Below are 22,180 nucleotides of genomic sequence, written 5' to 3'. Positions count from 1 at the left end.
TTAATTATTTTAGATATGATAAAGTTTGGGCTACCTTATGAATTTCTTTTAAATCAGGTCCTGAACTTTTTAAAATAAATTCACTAATTTCATTTAATAATGATGCGTTTAAAGTATTTATAAGGGTATAATTAATAAAATCTACATACTGCAATACGATCTTATCTATGTCTAAATTTTCTTTAGCATATTGTCTTGCATTATCCCCAATAGTAATAATCTTATTAGGATTTAAGATTAATGACTCAATACTATTATAAATTAAATCAATTTCATCTTGTTGAGTTAGGAATTCGGGTGATTCCAATTTTAAGCAGCATTCATCCGGAACTTCTGAAAAACTACCAATGTTATTTACAATAGTGCACTTGCCTTTCGCCAAAATTCTCATTAAACTACCTGAAGTCTCCCCATTATATGGATATCTTAAATTCAAGCATATATCTGAAATATCTATATAACCTTCAAACTCATCCAATCCTATATATCCTGTAACAGTTACTTTTGAACTCAAATTATTTGAAGAGATAAATTGAGTTATTTCATTTTCAATATTTACATCAGGCTTACCAACTAAATTTAATTGAATATTATTATATTTAATAGTTAAATTTTTAAATGCTTTTAAAATGGGCATAATGCGCTTAGTTTCATGAATATGACCAAATGCTGATAAAATCAATTTACTCTCTTCAAAATTTAAATTACTACATTTTTCATCTTTATCAACATCTTCCTCAATTTCCGCATAGTGATGAATTTTCCTAACATTCCTATTTATATTATTTAATAAAAGTTGTTTTTTAGAATAATCACTATGCACTATTACTTTTTTAGAATAGTTTACCAATGCGCCATTAGTTGGTATTTCATATTCCTGAATACCACTCGTTCCATTTAGGAGTTTATTTATATATTCGTCTATATAGTTTATATCATAGTCTTCATATAGGAATTGCTTATATAAATCTAAGTTTTTTTCTTTTTGAGCCACAAAATGCAATAATCCATGTAGATTATAGTCATGTAAAACAAGAATACCTGGATTTCTCTTTACATATTCCAACATATAAGCATGGTATGAGCTATTCCCCATTTGATAAATTATCTCATCATATTCACTCTGTTTAGATTCGAAAAAATTATGTGTATAAACGGAAATTTTATTATTATATAGATTATCCGGAGTGTATCCTTTGTCAATAAACACATCAATAGTAAAGTATTTTGATAATTTATTTAAAACATCTACACTATAATCTGAAATGCCTGATTGTAAAGGAGGCAAAGGGGTAAAAAATGCAATCTTTTTTTTGAGTTTTTTTTGAACTTTAATTTTAGACTCAATTTTTTCAATTCCATCTAATGTACTTTGAGCTACTTTATCCCAAGTAAACATTTTTATACGTTCGAAACCGCGATTTATAAGTTTATTTAAATTAACTTCCGTTAATATATTTACTAACCCTCTAGAAATATCATTTACATCAAATGGATCAACTAAAAAGGCTGCATCCATTGCTATTTCTCCTAAACTCGAATTATTTGACGTAAGTACAGGTGTACCACAAGCCATTGCTTCTATAACTGGTAACCCAAAACCTTCATATTTTGAAGGAAACGCAACAATATGAGCAAGATTATATAACGTTACCAAATGATCTAATGGTACAAAATTTGTTAAAATTACTCGTTCTAATACATTATTTTTTTTGGCTACCTCATAGTAATGTGTTTCGGAGTGTTGACTTAACTTACACGCTACAACTAATTGAAATTCGTCTATCAATTCTTTTGGCATTTTTGAATATGCCACAATTAGGCTTTCGATATTTTTGCGTTCATCATCTCCACCTGTGCACATAATAAATTTATCTTTTATATTATAAGTCTTCTTAAAATCTAAAGCCTCTTCAAAAGAAATATTTATTTTTCTAAAATCATTATCTGTTCCAGCATAAATCACATCAATTTTTTCTGGATTTATTTTAAAATTTTGAATCATATCTTCTTTTGCACTATTAGAAATGGCTAATAATTTGTCTACATTCTCCAAAAAACTAATAGACTTCATATAATTTTCATATGTTGTCTTATCAGAGAGGTATTTTTTCTTAAAGATATAAGGAATAATATCCCACAAGGTGGCAACTGTCCTCACATTATTAAACCAACTTATATCATAAGATACTGTTGGATCAAAAGGAGATGTAAAATAGAATAAATCAATACGATTGGTTTCAAGAAAGTTCTTCACAATATTTTCAAATATCTTTTTGAAACCCTCTTCTTTTCCAATATATTCATTTTTCCCAAGATAAAAATAATACTCAGATACATTATCCGGATAATCTAGAATTTCTTTTAAAGAAATATTTTCATAAAAATTTAATAAGAAATATTTATTCTCTTTGTCTTGATTAAATAATGCCTTTAGTTGACTTGTTGTATAATTACCAATGCCTCTATTTTTTGATCCTGCTCCAAGTATTGCCAAAACATCGATCGCTATATTCATTGTTCTGGTTAACTCCTTTGTTCCAAAAATTCTTTATCTATAAAGATGGAATTAATACCTGTAAATGCATATTCATCATAGTTTTTACTATCCATGAATTTGACAATTTCTTTGTTTTTGGTTTTATAATTTAACTTTGTATCATAATTTACCATTTCAATTACAATTAATAAGGGACGATAGTTTTCAAAATCAATTGATTGTAATATCTCCATTTCTTTTCCTTCTATATCAATAGACAAAATTGTAGGAGCAACACCTAAATATTGTTTAACTATTGTATTGTAAGTAATAGTTGTTATATTTTTTTTATCAACAATTTTAATATTAGGATTTATTTCGCAAAAGCTTTTAGCTGATTCATAATCAGGTGTACTTAAACCATCACCACTTAAGATATAGAAATCAACATCCTTATCATCAACAATATCAACTACATTATTTAAAACAATATCTTTATTTCGATAAAACTTAAGTTCTGAAATCAACTTTGGATTTGCCTCTACTAATACCCCTTTCGATCCTCTATTATAAAAGTAATAGGTATTACTTAGCTCCTTAGCGTGATTTGCGCCTAAATCAATATACCTTAACTGTTCAAAAGGTACTCCTAATACGTATATAATGTAAGCCAAGATGCTATCTTCACCGGACTGCCCAAATGTTTTTTTATTAAAAAAATCATCTCCACTAGAAGAACCAATCTCTATATTATTTAAAAGACTAGAGTTTTTTTCTTCCATACTTGTTAGTCTTAAAAGAAGCTCTTGATTTTGATATAGCAATTGCTGTAATTCTATTTGAAGTTTTGAAGTAATAGTATCCTGTAATTGTTCAATATTCTCTTCAGTAACTTTTAATTTTTCATTAATTTCACTAATACTTTGTATAGTATTGTCACATTTTGCATTAACAGTACTTACATCATCTTTTATTTTTGTTACTAACTCGGACGTTTTCACCATAGCTGATGTTGTTGCATTATTAAATGTTGTTTGTTGTTGTGTTATAGGATTTATATACCACTTCAATAATTTTCTTACTACTTTTTTTGAAAATACTATAATGGGTCCTATTACTTTTCTATGGGAGTGTAAGAATCTGTGTGCTTCATTATTCTTAGTTGCATCCATGTCATGAATATATTGACTTAAATCCCTTGAATCATTTAAAGTGGCTTCTATAGGTAAAATTTCGTTTTGTCCATTCTTTTTTAGAAATTCCACCATTTTCTTGTATATTACTTCCTGTTCAATGCTTTTAAATTGATTATTCATTGACTCTTTGACACCTTCTACTCTCATTGTATAATTTCCCATTTATGATCAATTGAATGGACTCCTACAGCTTTATCGTTAGAAATAACTGTAAAGTCCTGATAAAATTTAATGAAATCTAAAGCTCTATGATTCTTATCAACAATTGCTACATTTAATTTATAATTACCGGACAAAAGATTGCATTCATTTATTTTAAATTTAACAGTTCCCTTTTCTTTAAGTTCTGTTATTTTTAACTTAGAAATTTGAGTATTATTCCCATAAACTAGATATTTATCTACTGTATAGAACCCCATTCCAAAAATATATTCTTCTTGAGGTTGGTTAATTTTATAGTCAATTTCTATATCTAATGATTCTCCAGCTAAAATTACATTTGTACTTTCATGTTTATTATTTAAAATTCTTGCTCCTGTGATTTCAACCTCTTTACTCCCCCAACGTATATCATCTGAAAATACCTGTTGGCTTGTTTTCAATTCTTCTTCAACTTGCATTTCTTCTTTTGGATACTGTTGTCCCTCTTGATGTTTCTTATCTGCTTGTTTTTTCTTTTCTTCTTTGTGTTTGTGCTCTTCCTGTCTTTGCTCCACAAACTTTTTATTCATATATTGTGTATATAAATTTACAACTCTATCAGGATCACCCTGTTCTCTAACTACACCTTTATCCATCCAAATAACTCGATCACAAATTTTTTCGATTGTTCCAAGGTCATGAGCAACAATAATAATTGTTACCCCACTATTCTTAAATCCTTCAATTTTGTTGTAACATTTTTTTTGAAAATTAGAATCGCCGACAGACAATATCTCATCAATTAATAAAATTTCAGGATCGACATTAATTGCTACCGAAAATGCTAATCTCATATACATCCCTGAAGAATAAGTTCGTACAGGGTTTTCAATAAAACTTCCTAATTCAGAGAAGCGTATGATTTCATCAATTCGTTCATCAATTTGATTTTTAGAAAGACCGAAAATCGAACCATTTATATAAATATTTTCACGTCCTGTAAAATCGGGATGAAAACCAGCACCTAATTCAATTAAACTTGAAATTCTGCCGTTTACTATAACCATCCCTTGATCTGGATATAAAATTTGAGAAATAAGTTTTAACAATGTACTTTTTCCACATCCATTATGACCAATTAAGCCAACGGTTTCACCCTTTTTTATATCTAAACTAACGTTCTTAACAGCATTAAAAGGCTCAAAATGATTACTTCTAAGCTTTAAAATTTTCTCTTTTAATGAAACAGGTTTATCTTTAAATATTTTAAAGTTCTTACTTATACCTTGTATTGATATAGCGATGTTACTATTCATTTTATAAATCCTCCGCAAAGGTTTTTTCATATTTTTTAAATACAAAAAAACCGATAAATAGAGCAATAAGTGCAACTATTAATGAATAAGCTAATGCTCCAAAATCTGGTTGAATTCCATAAAGAAAGATATTCCTAAATGATTGTATAACCCCAACCATGGGGTTTATTCCCATCAACCTTGCAAGCTCCGGTGGAAAAATATCCATCGGAAATACAATAGGAGTAACATAAAACCAACAGAAAACTAAAACTCCCACTATATGTTCTATATCACGGAATTTTACATGTAAGGCTGAAAATATCAACGCTAAACCAAATGCAAATATAAACTCAATAAATAAAATTAATGGGAACCAAAGAAGATTAACCGTTAACTGTACACCGGTTAGCAATAAAGCAGGTACTACTATTACTAAACTATAAATATAATTCATTAAATTTGTTGAAACAGCAGATAAGGGTAAGATCATCCTCGGAAAATGGATTTTAGTCACTAAATTAGCATTACCTACTATACTTGAAGTAGCATTCTGAACAGATGTTGTAAAAAAAATCCATGGTAATAATGCGATGAAGAGAAACATCGGATAATTCTCTTGCTTCACTCTTAATAGATATGGAAACACCGTTGAATATACTATCAATTGTAATAATGGATTTATGAAAGTCCATAAAAACCCAAAAAAAGATCCCTTGTATCTTGACCTTAATTCTCGTTGCACCATGCTAAAGAGCATGTGTCTATAATTTAAAATTGCCTTTAAATCTTTTACCATCTAATTACTGTCACCACTCTTTTTCACTGTTGGCTTCTTGGAGATGGAAATAAATATCACTTAAACTCTTCTCAATTGTATATAATGGTTTCCACTTTAAAGTCGTTCTGATTTTTTTACTAGAACCATAATATTCTTTTATCTCTATTGGCCTCATTTTTGATTCATCAACAACAACATTTATCTTTTTCGAAGAAAATGAAAGGAGGTAATTTAAAATTTCCTGAATTGCAACAGGCGTTCCACTACAAATATTATATATTTGACCTATTTCACCAAACTGAATTATTTCGAAATATGCTCTAACGATATCTCTAACATCTGTAAAATCCCTTTTACTACTTAAATCTCCAACATACATTGTTGGATTTTGAATTTCTTCTAACCTAACAACTTGTTTTGCAAAATCAATTGCAACAAATCCATCAGATTGCCCTGGTCCAATATGATTAAAAGGTCTCGCATGTATTACATTTAAATTATGAGCCGTATTATATTGTTTAACTAGCATTGAAACAGCTGCCTTTGATGCCCCATATGGACTTACCGGACGAAGTTGAGTAGTCTCTTGAATTGGAAGTTCATTCTTCAATACCTTCCCATATTCTTCTGAAGAACCGACTGTTAACAATCTCATTTGAGGATTTTCCTTTTGATATGCAACACAGGCATCTAATAAAAAAATCGTTTTATTAACATTCGCATAAAAAGTTCCTTCTTTGTCAATCCATGATTGTTTGACATTACTTTGTCCTGCTAAGTGAAAAATATAGTCTGGCTCGATTAATTGAAGAAGATTAAATATTTCTTCTGTATTATTTAAATCATTCTTAATAACTGAAATATTACCATTACTTAAACATAAAAAAGGGGATTCCTTACGTGAAGTCCCCCATACCTCTATTCCCTGCGATAGTAAATGGTCTGCTAAATACTTACCTACAAATCCTTTAACTCCAGTAATTAGCGCTCTCACTTTCATCACACTCTTTTAATTAGATTAATTAGATAATTTACTATATTTATCCAAATCGCAATCAACCATTATTTTTACTAATTGTTCAAATGAAACTTCTAATTTCCATCCTAGTTTTTCTTTTGCTTTAGAACAATCTCCAAGTAGAAGATCTACTTCCGCAGGACGTACAAACTTTGGATCAATCACTACATAATCTTTCCAATCCAAACCGACATGGTTAAATGCGATTTCAACGAATTCTTGAACCGTATGAGTTTCACCAGTTGATATTACAAAATCATCGGGGGTTTCCTGTTGAAGCATCAACCACATAGCTTTTACATAATCACCAGCGAAGCCCCAGTCTCGTTTTGCATCCAAGTTACCCAAACGCAGTTCGTTTGCTAAACCCAATTTAATTTTTGCCACTGCATCTGTAATTTTGCGAGTTACGAATTCAACCCCGCGTCTCGGAGATTCATGATTGAACAGAATCCCAGAGCAAGCAAACATATTAAAGCTTTCTCGATAATTTACAGTTATCCAATGACCGTACAGTTTAGCAACTCCATAAGGGCTTCTTGGATAAAATGGAGTTGTTTCCTTTTGGGGAGTTTCAACAACCTTACCAAACATTTCAGAGGAAGAAGCCTGGTAAAATTTCACATCCGGTTTTGCAATACGGACAGCTTCTAACATATTTGTTACTGCTAGTCCAGTTACATGACCAGTTAAAACTGGTTGATCCCAAGATGATCCAACAAAAGATTGAGCTGCAAGATTATATACTTCATCGGGCTGAATAGATTCAACAATTCTAATTAAAGAAGACAAATCAGTTAAGTCTCCTGAAATTAATTCAACATCATTTTTTATATGTTCAATATTAACCATAATTGGGGTACTCGTCCTTCTTACCAAACCGTATACTTTGTAACCTCTTTCTAATAATAATTCTGCTAAATATGAACCATCTTGTCCTGTAATTCCTGTAATTAATGCCTTTTTCATTTAGGAATCCTCCATAATCAGTACTCGTATGTTTATTTTATATCTAAATATCAGCTTCTTTACGATTTGCTTCTAGAATTAGCAAGCTATTAAAGCTCAAACCGAATAAAATCCAAAATATCACACCTGCTCCTATCGTCGAATCATTGAACATGCCTTGGAACAAATAAGCTAAGCACCCGCATACAAGTGCCACCGTGTTCATATTTATTGTTTTCACAACTCGTATTATGCTTTTAACATAATTGATAATTAAAGTTAAGAAACCTATTAGTGTTATTACTCCTGCTCCATATGCAAGATTCAAATAAATATTATGGGGTTTATCTACTATCACACTATAGCCCTCATTAAGATTGGCATGTTTTTGTGGATCATCTTGATTAAAATAGTAGGCAAATGTATCCAACCCGTATCCAAATATCGGCCTATTTTTAATTAGTTCTATCGTTTTCTCCCAAATATAAACCCTACCCGTTCCTGCAGCTACTCCGGCTTCAGGCAATTCTGGAGGGGTAAAATCACTCGCATTTGAGGCATCTACCTCACTAATACTAAAAATGGAGAGCTCCTTGGGTATTCCCTTAAAACTTTCTACGCTTACCTGGAATGGATTCTGTTTGATTATAAGTCCTATTGTTTCATCCCAAACCCTGGGCTGTATTTTAGAGAAAATAAAGATTATTAATAGAAATGAAATACTCATAATAGAGAAATCTCTTATTATTTTTAACTTCTTATCTGCCCTGTACAAAACCATTATGACAACTATAGGAATCATTGATAAGGTAGTTACAAATCCACTGCTTGATAATGAAGTAATTAATGTAGCAAAAGAAAGTATTGTTAGGATTCCATATATGATTTTCTTCGAAAGACTATTTGAAAGAATAAAGAGAATTAAAAATATTACTGTAATCATTGCTGATGTTCCACTTAAATAATTCCCATGGCCCAGAGTGGTTATTATAAACGAGCCTTCCCTAATTGTTGCTCCCTCAGGCAATTCACCGTAAACCATTTTTTGAATAAATGGCTTGTTTAATATATTGATGTTCCATAAATTCAGAAGACCCAACGCAAAATTTATTATCACAAAAGGAACCAATGACCAAAAAATTAATTCTTTCTTTTTTTCTTCAACCTGAATATTTAAAGCTATATAGAATAAGAAAAAATAACACAAATAGGTGATTGAACCTTCGTGCCTATCATACATTCCAAATAAGGAAATTATCTTTGCATTGGAGAATAAAGTGGACAAAGCAACAAAAACAACCATGGTTCCAATGTAAATATTAATTTTGGATTTTAAGATATTATTTTTTAAAACTAAAACTTTGTAGAGAAAAGCTAAGGAAATGAATATAGTCACTGCTACTAAAATGAAAAATTTGTAGTATGAAAATATGTTTCCTTTTTCCCCTGAACTCAATATGGGTTCTTCTGTTATTATTGGGCTTACATGATTTACACCATGCAATTTTGCCGCTAACGGCACTAATATTATAATTATTAAAAACATGAAAAAAATTAGATGATTAGTCTTTTTTGTTTCCAAAAGATCTTCTTGTTCATCTCGATAAATCTTATAACCATTTTTTATACTCATTTTCCCTCACCCTGTAACCTCGCTTCGGCTTCCGCTATTAATTGCTGAATTCGCAGCTTATGCTCTTCCTGTATGTTATTAGCTAAGCTTAGTTCCAGATATGCCTTTGAATTTTTATAATCTCCATAAAAGAACAACATTTCTCCAAACTGAAAACAAAACCCGGGACTCTTGGCCAAAAAGGGCCTTTTCTCAACAGCTCTTTGTGTAAATAAAACTCCCTTTTCAAAATCTCCCTTCAAACCATAATACAACCCCATATAACGCAAAACATTATAGTTATCATTATATTTTTCCTGTAGATCCATTAACAATTCTATTGATCGATCTGTCTCAGGATTATTCATTTGTTGCTTAGCTAGTTCGTACTTTTTATTTTCTTCGATAAAAATTTGATTTTCCTTATTACCAATAAAGCTGGAGGCAAATAGAATAATAACGGAAAAAATAAATACACCCACAAATATAGCTAATCTTACATTTTCCTTCATGATTTTCTCCCTGTTTCGCCAATTATTTACTCCTTAACCAATTTTAGAATAGGAACGACAGTTAATCAATAGATTGGTGGTATTTAATTATTAGGAAAAATTATCCTTTATGATTTCTCTCCCCCACACAATTCTTGCTCAATCATTTTTTAATTTCAGAAAGAAAATTAATTGCTTTTCAAACTAAAAAAGTGGTTTCGGTTAAAAACCGAAACCACTTTTGAGTTAGAAATTACTTAACTGCAATTTCAGCGTTTCCTTTTACGAAGTTGCCAGCAGCATCTTTAGCTGTGTTTGGAGCAGCAACTGTTCCAACCTTCACAGATGTGAATGCAGCAGCCCTTAAGCTAACTGTACCAGCTGAAACATTTCCAGTTGCAACAACGATATCTCCATTGGTAAATGTACCACTTCCATCTACATCCACATAAAGAGTGTCATCAGTAGTAGCGGCAGTTGCCTTATCATCAACAAGAGCATTTACTGAAACTAGGTACTTGCCAGCATCAGCACCAGCCGTTACAGCTGTAACATTGTATGCTGCAACATTAACCTGAGAACCATTCAGAACAAGTTTTAGGTCGTCTTTATCTGGACCAACTGTCAACGCTTCGCTAAATCCAAGTGTAACAGTACCATCAGCATTCAATACAGCACTGTTAAGTTCTGGTTTAGTGTTGTCAGTTACTGCTACAGTGCCAGTATACGTGTTAAGAAGAGCACCATTCAGTGACATAATGTTTGCAACAGTGAACACTGCGTGGGTATCAGATTTTGCAACTGAACCAGCTGGAAGTGTAATTGTTGCAGTATCTTGATCAACATCAAGATAAATTGTCGTACCTGCAGGTAGTGGCTGACCAGCTAATGTGTAGTTTGCAGGATCAGTAGCTGAATTTGCAACAGCTCCACCTTTTACCGTTCTTCCAAATTCTACTGTGATGGTATTTCCAGTTGAAGAAACAGGATTAGCAGGCAAACTGAATGTTGTTGCACCAGTTCCAAAATCAATATTGTAATTAAACGCATCAGACGAATTAGCAGTCTCTGCCTGGTCTTGTACTAGTCCAGAACCAAATGAGAATGCGTATTGTCCTGTTACTTTACCAGGAGTATTAGCAGTGAAAGTTACTTTCTTGTCACCCGCCGCGACAGGAGCTGCTGTAAATCCTCCAAGGAGCGTACCTGTTACAATTACTCCGTTCATGTTAACGATAGTAGGCTCAGTTGGATCTGCATTTGCACGAAGTCCTTCGCTGAAAGTAACCTCAATACCAGTTACATTACCGCTGGCATCTTTATTTACCTTGTATCCAGTAGCAACCGGTTTTACAGTATCCTTAGTCAAAGTTACTGACTGTGTTCCTGGGGCAATCGCATTACCGAGGTAATCCTTAATTGTGTTAGGGAATACGACAGTCAATACTCTGCTAGTTTTGTTAGCATATAGCGCATCTGTAATTGTAATAACAAATTGCTTGTTGCCAGAACCAGCTACAACTGTCGGTGCTAAGTGGTTAACATTAGCCAGCGCTTCATCCTTAACTGCACCTGAAGCTAGAGCTGAAGTTACAGAGTTAACATCCATTGCTTTGCTGAAAGTAAGAAGGATTTGCTTATCTCCTTGTGGTGCAAGTGCTACGGTTGGAGCTACTGTGTCAACAGTTACGCCAAAGGATTTAGAAGTGCTAACAGTGACGTTGCCGCCTTTATCAGTTAGGTTGATCAACTCAATAGTGTGAGTTTTGCTAGCATCTAGGGATAATCCTGTGATTGTAGCTTCGTCTGTTCCGTTAAAGTTAATAGCATAGTAAGATCCATTAACCTTTGCCAAGGAAGACTGAATTGGTTCACTTGCAGTTACAGTTAGGCTTGTAGCTGCAGTTCCATTTGTCTTAGCTTCAACGGAGGCAATCTCAGGTTTTACTGTATCTTCATAAGTAAATACCTGTGTGTATTTTGGTGTAGTTTTTGTAGTGTCAGCAGCTAGTTTGATAGGCTCGACTACAAATACCCCGTTAGTAACTTCTACTTGGTTTGCCGTAGCAAAAGTAAGTGTTACAGTTTTCCCATCTGCGCTTAAAGAAGCAGTGGATGGAGTAGTAGAATTGATTGAGTACTTGCTTGCTGTCTGAGCATCAGTACGGTTTAGCTCTTTATTGAAAGTAACAACAACTTGAGTAGCGTTGATTGGAGTAACTCCAGTTACTTTAGGAGCATCAAGTGCGTCATACTGAGACTTCACTTCCGCAACTTTTGCTAGTAGGAATTTACCGAATTCGCTGTCCTTATCAACCTTAGCAACAAACTCGTTGATTTTGTCGATTGCAGCTTTAGCACCAGCAAGATCCTTCTCTGCCAATTCTTTTGCAGCAACATCAGCGTACATTTTAACAGTGATGTTAACTGATTGGCTGTCGCGAAGATCTTGGGCAGCTTGTTTCATCCCTTTAACAAAAAGTTCACGAGTAGATTCGCCGTATACACGGTGAAGGATCACTGTACGTGTCTTTAGTTCATAAGAAATTTCATGATAAAGCTTTTCAGCAGCGTTCCAGTCTTTGTCAGTAAGGGCTTTAGCAAGAGCTTGCCTCTTAGCATCAAGAGCTACAGCGTAGTTGTAAGCGTCGATGTATGTAACGACGCGCTTAGCGATGTAGTCATCATAAGTGACTTCAAGCTGGGCAAGGTAGCCTTCTTTTTGGGCTCCGCCTGCTTTTGTTACGATTGCTTTCGCGTTGTTGTATGCGATTTTAGCAGCGTTGTACTCTTTGTAAACTACATTGATGTCAGCGAATTCGCCAGTAGCGGTTATATCGCTGTACGTGTGGTACGCTTTCTTCATTTGGGTAACAGCTTTGCTTACTTCTGTTGCTACGTTAGTAGCGGCATCAGTTTGGGCTGGTGCGGCAGCAACGAATGCAGAAGCGGCGACTGCGGAAGCAGCAGCTATCTTGATAGCTTTTTTCTTCATAAGTCTGGTTTTCCCCTTTCGGTATTTTAGTAGTACGACAGTTTCCGCCTGAAAGGCACAAACTACCGCCTAACAAACTTAACGACAATTATACTAAAGCAATATGGAAATATCAACTAATATGTGTAATTCCTGCATATGCTTTAGAAATTATGTGAAATTAGCCAGGTATTGAGCGGCTTACCAGCACCTTTCACATTTTCTATAATAATACATTTCCCTAGGGAAATCTAGTTTTATATGTATATATTTGGCGAAAAAATGGAAGAAATTAATGGTTTGAATGGAAGGTAATGGGTTATTTTCGGAAAATGTTAATTTTTCGTGAATAAAATCATGCGAAAATCTAAATAACTATCAAAACCCACCTCCTTTTATTGGATTTCGCTTACATTATCTGGCTAATCCTGGAGTTGTTCTCCGTAGTGTTAATTTTATAGCTTTCTTCTCGCCCCAATATTAGTCTTCCCTATTTTTGTCCAAAGTGAATCCTTCGGGGAGTTTCAAGTTTAAATGCTTTAAAGCCTTTAGATTCAGAGCCTGGTATGATTTTACAACTACTCGTCCGTTTTGGCCCATATTCTAAGCCGGAACTATAAGCGTGACTTTATCCCTGCTACTTTTGGTTTTTGAATTTCCAATCCCCCGTAAGCGTCTTCCAGGTCCCAACCATCCGAAATAACCTTTCTTACTTTAATTATGTAGCCCAATCCCGCTTGATCATGATAGATATCTTTTCCGTCTTTCTTCTATAGAAGGAATAAGCAACATACCCATAGTGGATTCGATTGCCAGCCGGCAGTTCAACCTATTCCTTCAGAAGGAATTGCCATTTCTCCCCCAAGATATCATTATAGAGATAAACAGAATCCATCTAATTCGAGATATAGGCAATGTTCTAGTCCCTAAGTTCTAGAACGAGACAACCATATCTATATATGATTTCCATTCCAATCCTCCGTCTCAAGCCGCCCGATCCTACGATTTCCTATCCCATCGTATTATTTATTCAGGATGCTTTTCAAAAATCACTTTAAGTGATATCCATATTTCGACTTAATTTTCCAAAAAGGGTTAGAAAGGTTCGTTTCTTATGGTAAAATATTCTGTACCTGAACACATTTTGGAGGTAAAGTGATGAAGAAGAAAGCATCTGCCACCTTTGCGACCTTTGCCCTTCTATCTATAGCGTATTCCTCAAGTGCATCGGCTTCGGAGTTGTATACAGTGCAGAAAGGCGATACACTTTCCGGAATCTCCGTAAAGGCAAATACATCCGTGGCTGACCTGATGAAGCTAAACAAACTGGCCTCCGATAAAATCTTCCTGAACCAAAAAATCACCTTGCCCGGACCAGGTATAAAAGCCCCAGCCCAAACAAAGCCGGCCGCGGCTCCTAGCCAGGCGAAAGCTAAAACCTATACCGTCGTAAAAGGCGACTCATTAAGCGCCATTTCCGTTAAAACCGGCGTACCAATCGGTGATTTAAAAACCTTGAACGGCCTGAAAAACGATATGATTTATATTGGGCAGGTCCTTAAGCTTCAGGCGGCATCCACTGTTGCTGCAAAGCCCGCAGTACCAGCAAAACCCGCGGCTCCCGTAAAACCTGCCGATACAGCAAAAGCACCTGTTAAGCCCGCACAACCAGGAAAGGCGCCGGCTAAGCCTGCTGAACCAGTAAAGGTTCCACCGACTCAACAGGAAAAACCAACCGTTCCAGCACAGCCCGCAACAGGAAGCCTTGGTTCCTACGTGGTTGTCAGCGGCGACACACTTGGGAAGATCAGCCTGCAATTCAATACAACCGTCGAAAATCTCAAAGCTCTGAACGGACTTGCTACCGACATGATCAGGGTAGGCCAGACTTTGAAGGTTCCGGCGCTTGCTGAAACGCCTCAGCCAGCTTCACCAGCGGAGAATAGCGGCATCACCCCTGCAGTTATTTCAATTGGCAAAAACCTGATCGGCTCCCCGTATGTGTGGGGCGGCTCGACGATTGAAGGCTTTGATTGCAGCGGCTTCATCTATTATGTTTATAATCAGGCCGGGAACCAACTTGTCCGCCATTCGGCTGAAGGCTATTACAATCGTTCCTATGAAGTTGATAAACCAGTGGCGGGAGACCTCGTATTCTTTGAGAATACATACAAGAAGGGAATTTCCCATATGGGCATCTACCTGGGGGACAACTTCTTCCTCCACGCTGACGCGGTCATAGGCGTTACAATAACAAGCCTTGATGATCCATATTACAAAGCGCGTTTTGAAAGCTTTAAACGGTTCTATTAAAATTTCTTTTTCCATATAGAATTGTCTAGATAAAAAGGCACCTGCTCTGGTGCCTTTTTTTACCAGCTTAGAAAAACCGTATTTCCCGGCCTCCAATTTTACAAAATAGCTTGGGAAAATTATACTAGTTATAGGATATACTGGCTATTTCTCACCTTTTTCCTGGGAGGGACTTTCAGTACGTCTTCTAATGCCACTTTTTGCGGAGGGGGAGTCATGAACAGTCAAATGAAGTATTTAGGCTGGAAAATCAAGGAGCTCAGCGGTGAAGTGGCCGGTTATTTGGACTTGCCCCGCAACAACGGCAAGTACAGTGCTATTTATAGCCAGCTTGATAATAAATACTATATGAAGGGGTACATCTTTTATCTGGTCGGAGAATACCTTGCAGAACAGAGCCCCGCCATTAAAGATGATTTATTTTCCTTCGCAAATTTGCTGGGTAGAAAGTCGGTAGTTGGAGGCGGATCCCTTGATTCTAGCATCGGCCTGTTAAATGAAACGCGTACCGATGTATTCGACCTTATGGAAAAAGAGATTGAAGCAGGCTCCATTACAACCGGAGACCTATTGGAGAGCATTAAAATCCTCGACCCCCTGTATCACGCAGTCCTTTCTTCAGTCGTTACCCATTATAACGAGATCCTATCAACAACCCGATTCGCATTGGATGAATCGGCGGAGGGGCTGAAAGTTACCCTTACTGAGCTTGCCGAGCTGAAAAAGGCATTGAATGAAGCAACAATCTTCGCTGTTATGGATGAAAATGACCGGTTCATTTATGTAAATGAAAAGTTTTGTGAAGTCACAAAGTATTCACAGGAAGAACTAATTGGAAAGCCCGCGGCCCTCCTTTATTCAGGATACCATCCAGTGGAATATTTCGAAGAGCTGCTGGAGGAAGTATCCAAAGGGAAGGTATGGAACGGCGAAATCCTGAACAAAGCCAAAGATGGAACCACCTATTGGGTGGATTCAACAATGGTTCCTTTCCTTGATAAAAACGGGAAAAAATATAAGCATATCTCGATCCAATATGATATTACCGAGAAAAAAAGGACGGAGGAAACACTGCAGAAAGCGGAGAAACTTTCAATGGTCGGGGAGCTCGCAGCTGGCTTTGCCCATGAAATCCGGAACCCGCTCACCACAATAAAAGGTTTTGTCCAGCTTCTAACCGAAACTACAAATGAAACCGTTTTCACCAAGACGATCCTCGATGAGATTGATAGGATCAATTCGATTGTCAGCGATTTTATGATTTTCGCGAGGCCGCATCAGGCGGATTTCTCAACATGCAACCTTGCTTCGATTTTGCAAAGCGCGGCAAGATTCCTCGAACCTGAAGCCTTGTTGAGGAACGTGATCATTATTACCCACTTTCCAAACCAGGAAGTGAAGATTTCCGGAGAAAAAAACCAGCTTAAGCAGGTATTCCTCAATATTCTTAAAAATGCCATCGAGGCTATTCCGAATGGCGGGATCGTGACAATTTCGATCGAGGAACGTGGAAAGGAAGTTAACGTCATAATAGAAGACACAGGCGTCGGCATGACAGACGAGCAATTAAAAAAGCTTGGGGAGCCGTTTTTTACAACAAAGGCCGCCGGAAACGGGCTGGGACTTATGGTCACGTATAAAATCATTCAGGACCATAAGGGGCGGATCACTGTAGAAAGTGATGGCCCGAATAAAGGAACGACATTTATTGTTACTTTTCCATACAAAAACTGAGGCTTTAAAAAGCCTCTTTTTTCATTCAACTCCCGCAAATCCGAAGGGCTTTTCCTCATCCTGCTTCCGTTCTCCCAAATTTCATTCGCCATCATTCCTGTTCATCCAATTTCAATCGCCACTATCTGCATCCACTCTCGTTGAACGAGGCAAAAGCTTGTCCTTTTTGCGCCGAATTTGCAGAACGATTCATCGTTTACCCGTGGCTGAATCGCGGTAAAGGAAGAATAAGTAAATGAAATATGAAGCGGCGGGCCTTCCTGCCAGGAAGGTAAAACTAGGCTGAAGTAAAGGGGAGTGGGAGGATGAAAATCAAAGCCGGGAACTGGAACAGATTAACCTTGCAGGAAAAGCTGTTCATCTTGCGGGCGGTAAGCTATATGTCTTCAAAACTTAAGTTTTAAGGGGATGCGGCATTGCTGCGTCTCTTTTTATTTTGATTGATACCGAAATATACAGAAAAAGCACCCGGGGCCGAAAAGGCCCTCGGGTGCTTCTATCATTTATGCGGATTTTTTACCTTTTCCAGGTGTTTCCCCGGACTGTCCAGGAGGCTGGCTGCCGCCCTGTCCAGGGGTGTTGCCAATCTGGCCTGGAGGTGCGTTTTTCTGCTTTTTCTTCACGACGCCATCCTTGTCGAGGTGGTACCACCAGCCGTCATACTCCGACCACTTGTCGGTCTGCTGGACTCCATCCTCGTCAAATAGATAGGTCTTGCCGCCGATTGTAACCAAGCCAACCTGCATGACGCCTTCGTCATTGAAGTAATAGGTTGATTGGTCAATCGTTTTCCAACCGGTCATTCTTGCCCCGTCCGCTGCCGGGTCAAGATAATACTTTTTGCCTTCAAGTTCAAGCCATCCCGTTACTTTTTTGCCGGCTTCGTCATAGAAGAACCATTGGCCGTCTTTTTCAACCCAGCCGCTTACAATTTTCGGAGGCTCCTGTCCGGCAAGGATCCGCCCTTCTACTGCCGGTGAAATTGGGCTGTTCTTTTCGATATACGATGCAAGTACTTCAAAGTCGACGACAAACAATTCATGGATGCGGCCTTCATCTTTGGCTTTCTTGAAGGATGTATAGCCGTCCCCGCCATCGGCAACAAACGCATTTGTCGCAACGCGATACGTTTTGTTCAAGTCAATCGCTTCATACTTGTCGCCGTTCTTGACCTCTACCTTCCATACCCTTTGCATAGGAGGCTTGGCCGGATCGTATTGGAAGCGCAGTCCGGATACCTGCGGGAACTTGCCCTGCTTGGTTTCCACCTGCGATACGCCATTTTCAAGCGCCGCCCAAATTTCCGCGCCGGTCAGGTCAAGTGCGACTAGCTGATTTTCAAACGGCATTACTTCAAGGATTTCTCCAAGTGTGATATCGCCTACATCAATGGATGCGCGGATTCCGCCGCCATTTTGGATTGCGATCGTTGTCGGCAGCGATTCATTCGCTTTTGCCGCCATTGCATCGGCAATCAGGTTGCCAAGATTCGTTTCCTTTGATCGGACATCATCACGGACACCGTTCAATGGAACATTCGTATATCCGACGACCTGTTTCCTCAAATCATCTAGAGGGGCCCTTAGTTCTGCTACGCGTGCCGCCGCTGCCGCGTCCGCAGTGTAATTTTTTAGGTCGAGCAGAACGCCGTTATGGCTCTTGATGACGCCATTCTCGTCAAACGAAACCTCAAGCTTGCCCAGATAGTTAAGATACTCGTTCGCCTGGACAATCAGCGTCGGCTCTGCTTTTTGCACGAGGACAGGCTTGTCCAGCTTTGTATGTGAGTGGCCGCCGACTATAACGTCAATGCCATCGACTTTTGCCGCGAGTTCCTGGTCAGGCACATAGCCAAGGTGGGAAAGTGCAACAATTTTATTGACCCCTTGCTCCTTAAGGGCAGCCACAGTGGCCTTAGCCTTTGCTACTGCATCATTAAATACAATTTGATCCGCCGGGTTGGCAAGGAATGTCGTATCGGTCGTTGTCAGGCCGAAAATGCCTACTTTTTCGCCGTCGATTTCCTTGATGATGGCTGGATAGATTTTGCCGCCTTCAGGCTTGGTGGCGATTTTATTTTCAAAAAGTTTCCCTAGCGAAGCGTCTTTGCTTACATCAACGTTCGCGCTGACAATCGGGAAGTTTGCCCTTGAAATAAAGTTGGCCAGCGTTTCCGAAGTCTTATCGAATTCATGGTTGCCGAATGTCATCGCATCATAGCGGAGCTGGTTCATGAACTCAAGATCGGCGAGGCCCTGGTATTGCTTGAAGTACAATGTTCCGGAGAACACATCGCCCGCATCGAGAAGCAGGTTGTTCTTCGCCTGGCTGCGGACTTCGTTTACAGCCGTAACGAGCTTCGGATACTGCTCGACATGCGCGTGGCTGTCGTTTACGTGCATGATTGTCAGGTCAAGCGGTTTAGGGCCGGCTGGTGCCGGAGTCAGGTCGATTTGGGCCACAAGCGGATCGTGGTCGCTGACACGCCCCTGTGCTGCTGAGAAATCCGAGTTTAAGTGGACGATATCCAGTTCGGAAGACCCTGCCAGGCGGTTTGACACAAGCATGTGGTCAAGCACCTGGGCATTGCCCTGATAGTTGTACGTATAGCGCTCTGGCTGCGGTACAGTTTCAATCAGGTTTGTCAGGTCATCGCCTTTTAGGACTTCAAGCGGTTTCGAGAATTCGAAATCATTCAAGTCACCGAGGACAACTACGTTTGCATCCGGGTTTTTTGTTTGGACATCTGATACGAAGTTGTTGACGATTTGCGCGATTTGCAGGCGCTGTGCCTCACTGCCAAGTACCGGCGGCTGATTTTTTCCGAAAATCGGCTGGTCTCCGCCCTTCGAGTTGAAGTGGTTGGCAATGACGATTACTTTTTCGCCATTAAAGACGAATTCCGCGGCAAGCGGCTTGCGGCTTGAGTTGAACGCCGTGTTAGTCGGGTCAATCCGGCCCGGGTTCAAAGTCAGCGAGCCGTTAACATAGGAAACCGCCTGTGTGGCTGTTCCTTTTGGTGCCCCAGCTGCAAGCTGTACCCTCGCTGGGTTGTAGAGGTAGCCGACACGGATATTCCCGCCCGGTTCGCCGCCGTCTTTCAGGTTCTCAGGCGCGATATCGGTCCACTGGTAGGCTGGGCCGCCGGCTGCCTTGACGGCATCAATCAGAGCCTGATAGTTTTTCGAGGCGTCAGTAGTCCCGTCATTTGTCGGACCGTTGTTGTCCTGGACTTCCACAAGCCCGAGAATGTCAGGCGAGTTCAGGTTCTTCACAATCGATTCGGCAATCTTTTGTGTTTTCACTGTTTCGGAAGCCCGATAATTTTCCATATTATAGGTACCGACTGTAAGCTTGTCCGCTTCTTTTTTAATGGTTGTTGTTTCACGTACCGCAGGGCCTTCAACCAGTTCAGGAAGGCTGGCGCGGTCAGTTAGGATTTTGTAATTCTGGAATCCATAGCTGACAACCCCGGTTACGGTTCCGTTTAAGCGGTCACCGGTTTTGTTGACATAGTCCCTGTCTCCCATCAGGATATGCATCCGTTCAGGGTTCGCAGTGTCCTTTGTTAAAATCGTTCCGCCCGCTATCGTGTAAGGCTTCCCTTCCACTTTGCCGGCAATGACCGGGATTTCCCCGTATTTTTGCGGAGCTGTTGCAGTTGGATTTTCAATCGCAACACGCATACCTTCAATGCTTTCATAAAAGTCGATGCCATCTTCACCTGGGTCGAAAGTTCCGAACCGGTCGTTGTCGATGACTTGGGTTGGAGGGAAGATGTCCTTGCCTATAACCAATGCCTCAGGCAACGGATTGTTCCTGCTGATGACAGTTACGGAATTACCTGTTCCCGTTGCGTTCAGTTCCGTCATTGCAAGGTCTGTCTGAAGCTTGTCCGAGTACCCATCAAGTACCCATTCCTTTACAAGGCCGTCCACGGATACGAGGTCGCCAACTTTTACATTATGGGTTGGCTTGTAGACAAGGATCCCTTCCGAAGTATTCGGATCATTATCAGGGGTTGCGGATTGCATGTAGAAATTGCTTGCATCCTCAACATACGTAACAATACCCCGGACGCCTTTTACGTTTTGGTCTTTATATGGAGATTCATGGGAGCCGCCCTGGATTTGGTGAATCTTCAGGCCTTCCGGAGATGGCTCCGGATCCGTCGGCGTCTCTCCGACAAAACTCATCGCAGTAGGAGATTTCAGTCCCGGAACGGTGAAATACGCTTCAAGCGAGCCTGTGACCAGGATTTGCTTACCTTGGTTCCCAGGATTGGACTGAAGGTTGAACTTCGTCCGAAAATCATTATTTGGGAGTTGGACAGGAAGAATTTTCGCCGGATCGCGCTCAGTCGCTGAGTCCGCGATTGCTATATTTGTATTTCCTCCAAAAGGAGCATCAAAATCATAATTCTTTGTTCCTACTGTATAGGCAACGATATAGCCTTTAACCGTTGCCGTACCTGTGTTATTCGCAATCGCCTGGGCGACCGTAATATAGTTTTCTTCTGCCGCCGCCTTTCCCGCATACGGAAAAACCGTGCCGGCCAGCATGGTTAAAATGGTAGTCAAAATGAACAATTGTCTTTTTAATGCCTTCAAATTCTGGTGCCTCCTTCTTATTACCAAGTTATTTTGTCTTCCTATGCCCTTTCTAAAACAGGCTGCATATACTGCAGGACAAATATGGTAATGGTAACGCCTATCCCCTCCTGGATACCGATTTACTCATTTGCACGTCCATTCTAGCCCAAGGTTAACAATACGACTATAGGGCAAAACTCATGTTTTACCTTAATTATGCAAATTTTCGGTCGACTAATTTCTCCAAATTTCCGGCCACTTCCCCTCCCTTTTACCCACGGGACATCCTTTATTAGGGATATTCTGGCTGAAAACGCTTATTCCGGTCACTATTTGTTGAACGATTCCCTATTCAGTTTCAGTATTAGACTCGGTATAGTTGTTTATAGGCAGAAAGTTGGTATTTGCCGAAAAAATGACATTGAAAAGACGGGGAGTGAACTTTGATGAAAATTCAAGTAAAAAACTGGAGAATGCTTTCCGCTGAAGAAAAGCAATTTTTGTTGAAGATGCTCAGCAACCGTTTCAGGCGCTAGACAGACATTATCATTTTTATAAAAGAAGGCAGTGGAGAGCCCACTGCCTTTTTAGCTGTTTTCATCTACT

12 protein-coding genes are annotated in these 22,180 nt (G+C 38.5%); 2 read left to right on the top strand and 10 right to left on the bottom strand.

What is annotated here, in order from left to right; all coding sequences use genetic code 11:
- Positions 1-4: 4 nt before the first annotated feature.
- The 9 genes from DRW41_RS06840 to DRW41_RS06800 all read right to left on the bottom strand — a co-directional run bounded on the left by DRW41_RS06840 (position 5) and on the right by DRW41_RS06800 (position 12,956).
- Positions 5-2,518: a glycosyltransferase gene (locus DRW41_RS06840; RefSeq protein ID WP_115451225.1), complete on the bottom strand. Its 2,514-nt coding sequence runs from the start codon at positions 2,516-2,518 to the stop codon at positions 5-7.
- An 8-nt stretch (positions 2,519-2,526) separates the two neighbouring features.
- On the bottom strand, positions 2,527-3,837 hold the full coding sequence (locus tag DRW41_RS06835) for an FkbM family methyltransferase (RefSeq protein ID WP_115451224.1): 1,311 nt from the start codon (positions 3,835-3,837) through the stop codon (positions 2,527-2,529).
- Positions 3,819-5,132: an ABC transporter ATP-binding protein gene (locus DRW41_RS22905; protein WP_181884449.1), complete on the bottom strand. Its 1,314-nt coding sequence runs from the start codon at positions 5,130-5,132 to the stop codon at positions 3,819-3,821. The genes DRW41_RS06835 and DRW41_RS22905 overlap by 19 nt, the downstream gene beginning before the upstream one ends.
- A 1-nt stretch (position 5,133) precedes the next feature.
- Entirely contained in the window at positions 5,134-5,910 is a 777-nt protein-coding gene (locus tag DRW41_RS06825) for an ABC transporter permease (RefSeq protein ID WP_115451223.1), read from the bottom strand.
- A 10-nt stretch (positions 5,911-5,920) separates the two neighbouring features.
- Positions 5,921-6,886 (bottom strand): GDP-mannose 4,6-dehydratase, encoded by a 966-nt coding sequence (locus DRW41_RS06820; protein ID WP_181884448.1) that lies wholly within the window; start codon positions 6,884-6,886, stop codon positions 5,921-5,923.
- Between the two features lie 24 nt (positions 6,887-6,910).
- Positions 6,911-7,879 (bottom strand): GDP-mannose 4,6-dehydratase, encoded by a 969-nt coding sequence (gmd, locus tag DRW41_RS06815; RefSeq protein WP_115451221.1) that lies wholly within the window; start codon positions 7,877-7,879, stop codon positions 6,911-6,913.
- Positions 7,880-7,922: 43 nt separating this feature from the next.
- On the bottom strand, positions 7,923-9,491 hold the full coding sequence (locus tag DRW41_RS06810; protein WP_115451220.1) for an O-antigen ligase family protein: 1,569 nt from the start codon (positions 9,489-9,491) through the stop codon (positions 7,923-7,925).
- Positions 9,488-9,982, bottom strand: coding sequence for a tetratricopeptide repeat protein (locus tag DRW41_RS06805; protein WP_115451219.1), 495 nt, complete (start codon positions 9,980-9,982; stop codon positions 9,488-9,490). The genes DRW41_RS06810 and DRW41_RS06805 overlap by 4 nt, the downstream gene beginning before the upstream one ends.
- 232 nt (positions 9,983-10,214) lie before the next feature.
- Positions 10,215-12,956 (bottom strand): S-layer protein, encoded by a 2,742-nt coding sequence (locus DRW41_RS06800; protein ID WP_115451218.1) that lies wholly within the window; start codon positions 12,954-12,956, stop codon positions 10,215-10,217.
- A gap of 1,137 nt (positions 12,957-14,093) precedes the next feature.
- Between DRW41_RS06800 and DRW41_RS06795 the strand changes: the two genes are divergently transcribed.
- Together DRW41_RS06795 and DRW41_RS06790 are read left to right on the top strand one after the other, a co-directional pair.
- Complete coding sequence (locus DRW41_RS06795) at positions 14,094-15,248, top strand: C40 family peptidase (protein ID WP_115451217.1); 1,155 nt, start codon at positions 14,094-14,096, stop codon at positions 15,246-15,248.
- A 216-nt stretch (positions 15,249-15,464) separates the two neighbouring features.
- Positions 15,465-16,982, top strand: coding sequence for an ATP-binding protein (locus DRW41_RS06790; RefSeq protein WP_115451216.1), 1,518 nt, complete (start codon positions 15,465-15,467; stop codon positions 16,980-16,982).
- A 503-nt stretch (positions 16,983-17,485) separates the two neighbouring features.
- On the opposite strand, the gene DRW41_RS06785 is transcribed toward DRW41_RS06790, so the two are convergent.
- Positions 17,486-21,592, bottom strand: a complete 4,107-nt coding sequence (locus tag DRW41_RS06785; protein ID WP_115451215.1) for a 5'-nucleotidase C-terminal domain-containing protein — start codon at positions 21,590-21,592, stop codon at positions 17,486-17,488.
- Positions 21,593-22,180 lie beyond the last annotated feature (588 nt).

Origin of the sequence: Neobacillus piezotolerans (genome assembly GCF_003362805.1) — a bacterium.
GTDB lineage: Bacteria > Bacillota > Bacilli > Bacillales > Cytobacillaceae > Bacillus_D > Bacillus_D piezotolerans.
This window is presented reverse-complemented; position numbering and strand designations above follow the sequence as displayed.

Bases quoted from the DNA above. Each gene is read 5' to 3' on its own strand.
- DRW41_RS06840 (WP_115451225.1), bottom strand. From the start codon at position 2,518: ATGAATATAGCGATCGATGTTTTGGCAATACTTGGAGCAGGATCAAAA.
- DRW41_RS06835 (WP_115451224.1), bottom strand. From the start codon at position 3,837: ATGGGAAATTATACAATGAGAGTAGAAGGTGTCAAAGAGTCAATGAAT.
- DRW41_RS22905 (WP_181884449.1), bottom strand. From the start codon at position 5,132: ATGAATAGTAACATCGCTATATCAATACAAGGTATAAGTAAGAACTTT.
- DRW41_RS06825 (WP_115451223.1), bottom strand. From the start codon at position 5,910: ATGGTAAAAGATTTAAAGGCAATTTTAAATTATAGACACATGCTCTTT.
- gmd (WP_115451221.1), bottom strand. From the start codon at position 7,879: ATGAAAAAGGCATTAATTACAGGAATTACAGGACAAGATGGTTCATAT.
- DRW41_RS06810 (WP_115451220.1), bottom strand. From the start codon at position 9,491: ATGAGTATAAAAAATGGTTATAAGATTTATCGAGATGAACAAGAAGAT.
- DRW41_RS06805 (WP_115451219.1), bottom strand. From the start codon at position 9,982: ATGAAGGAAAATGTAAGATTAGCTATATTTGTGGGTGTATTTATTTTT.
- DRW41_RS06800 (WP_115451218.1), bottom strand. From the start codon at position 12,956: ATGAAGAAAAAAGCTATCAAGATAGCTGCTGCTTCCGCAGTCGCCGCT.
- DRW41_RS06795 (WP_115451217.1), top strand. From the start codon at position 14,094: ATGAAGAAGAAAGCATCTGCCACCTTTGCGACCTTTGCCCTTCTATCT.
- DRW41_RS06790 (WP_115451216.1), top strand. From the start codon at position 15,465: ATGAACAGTCAAATGAAGTATTTAGGCTGGAAAATCAAGGAGCTCAGC.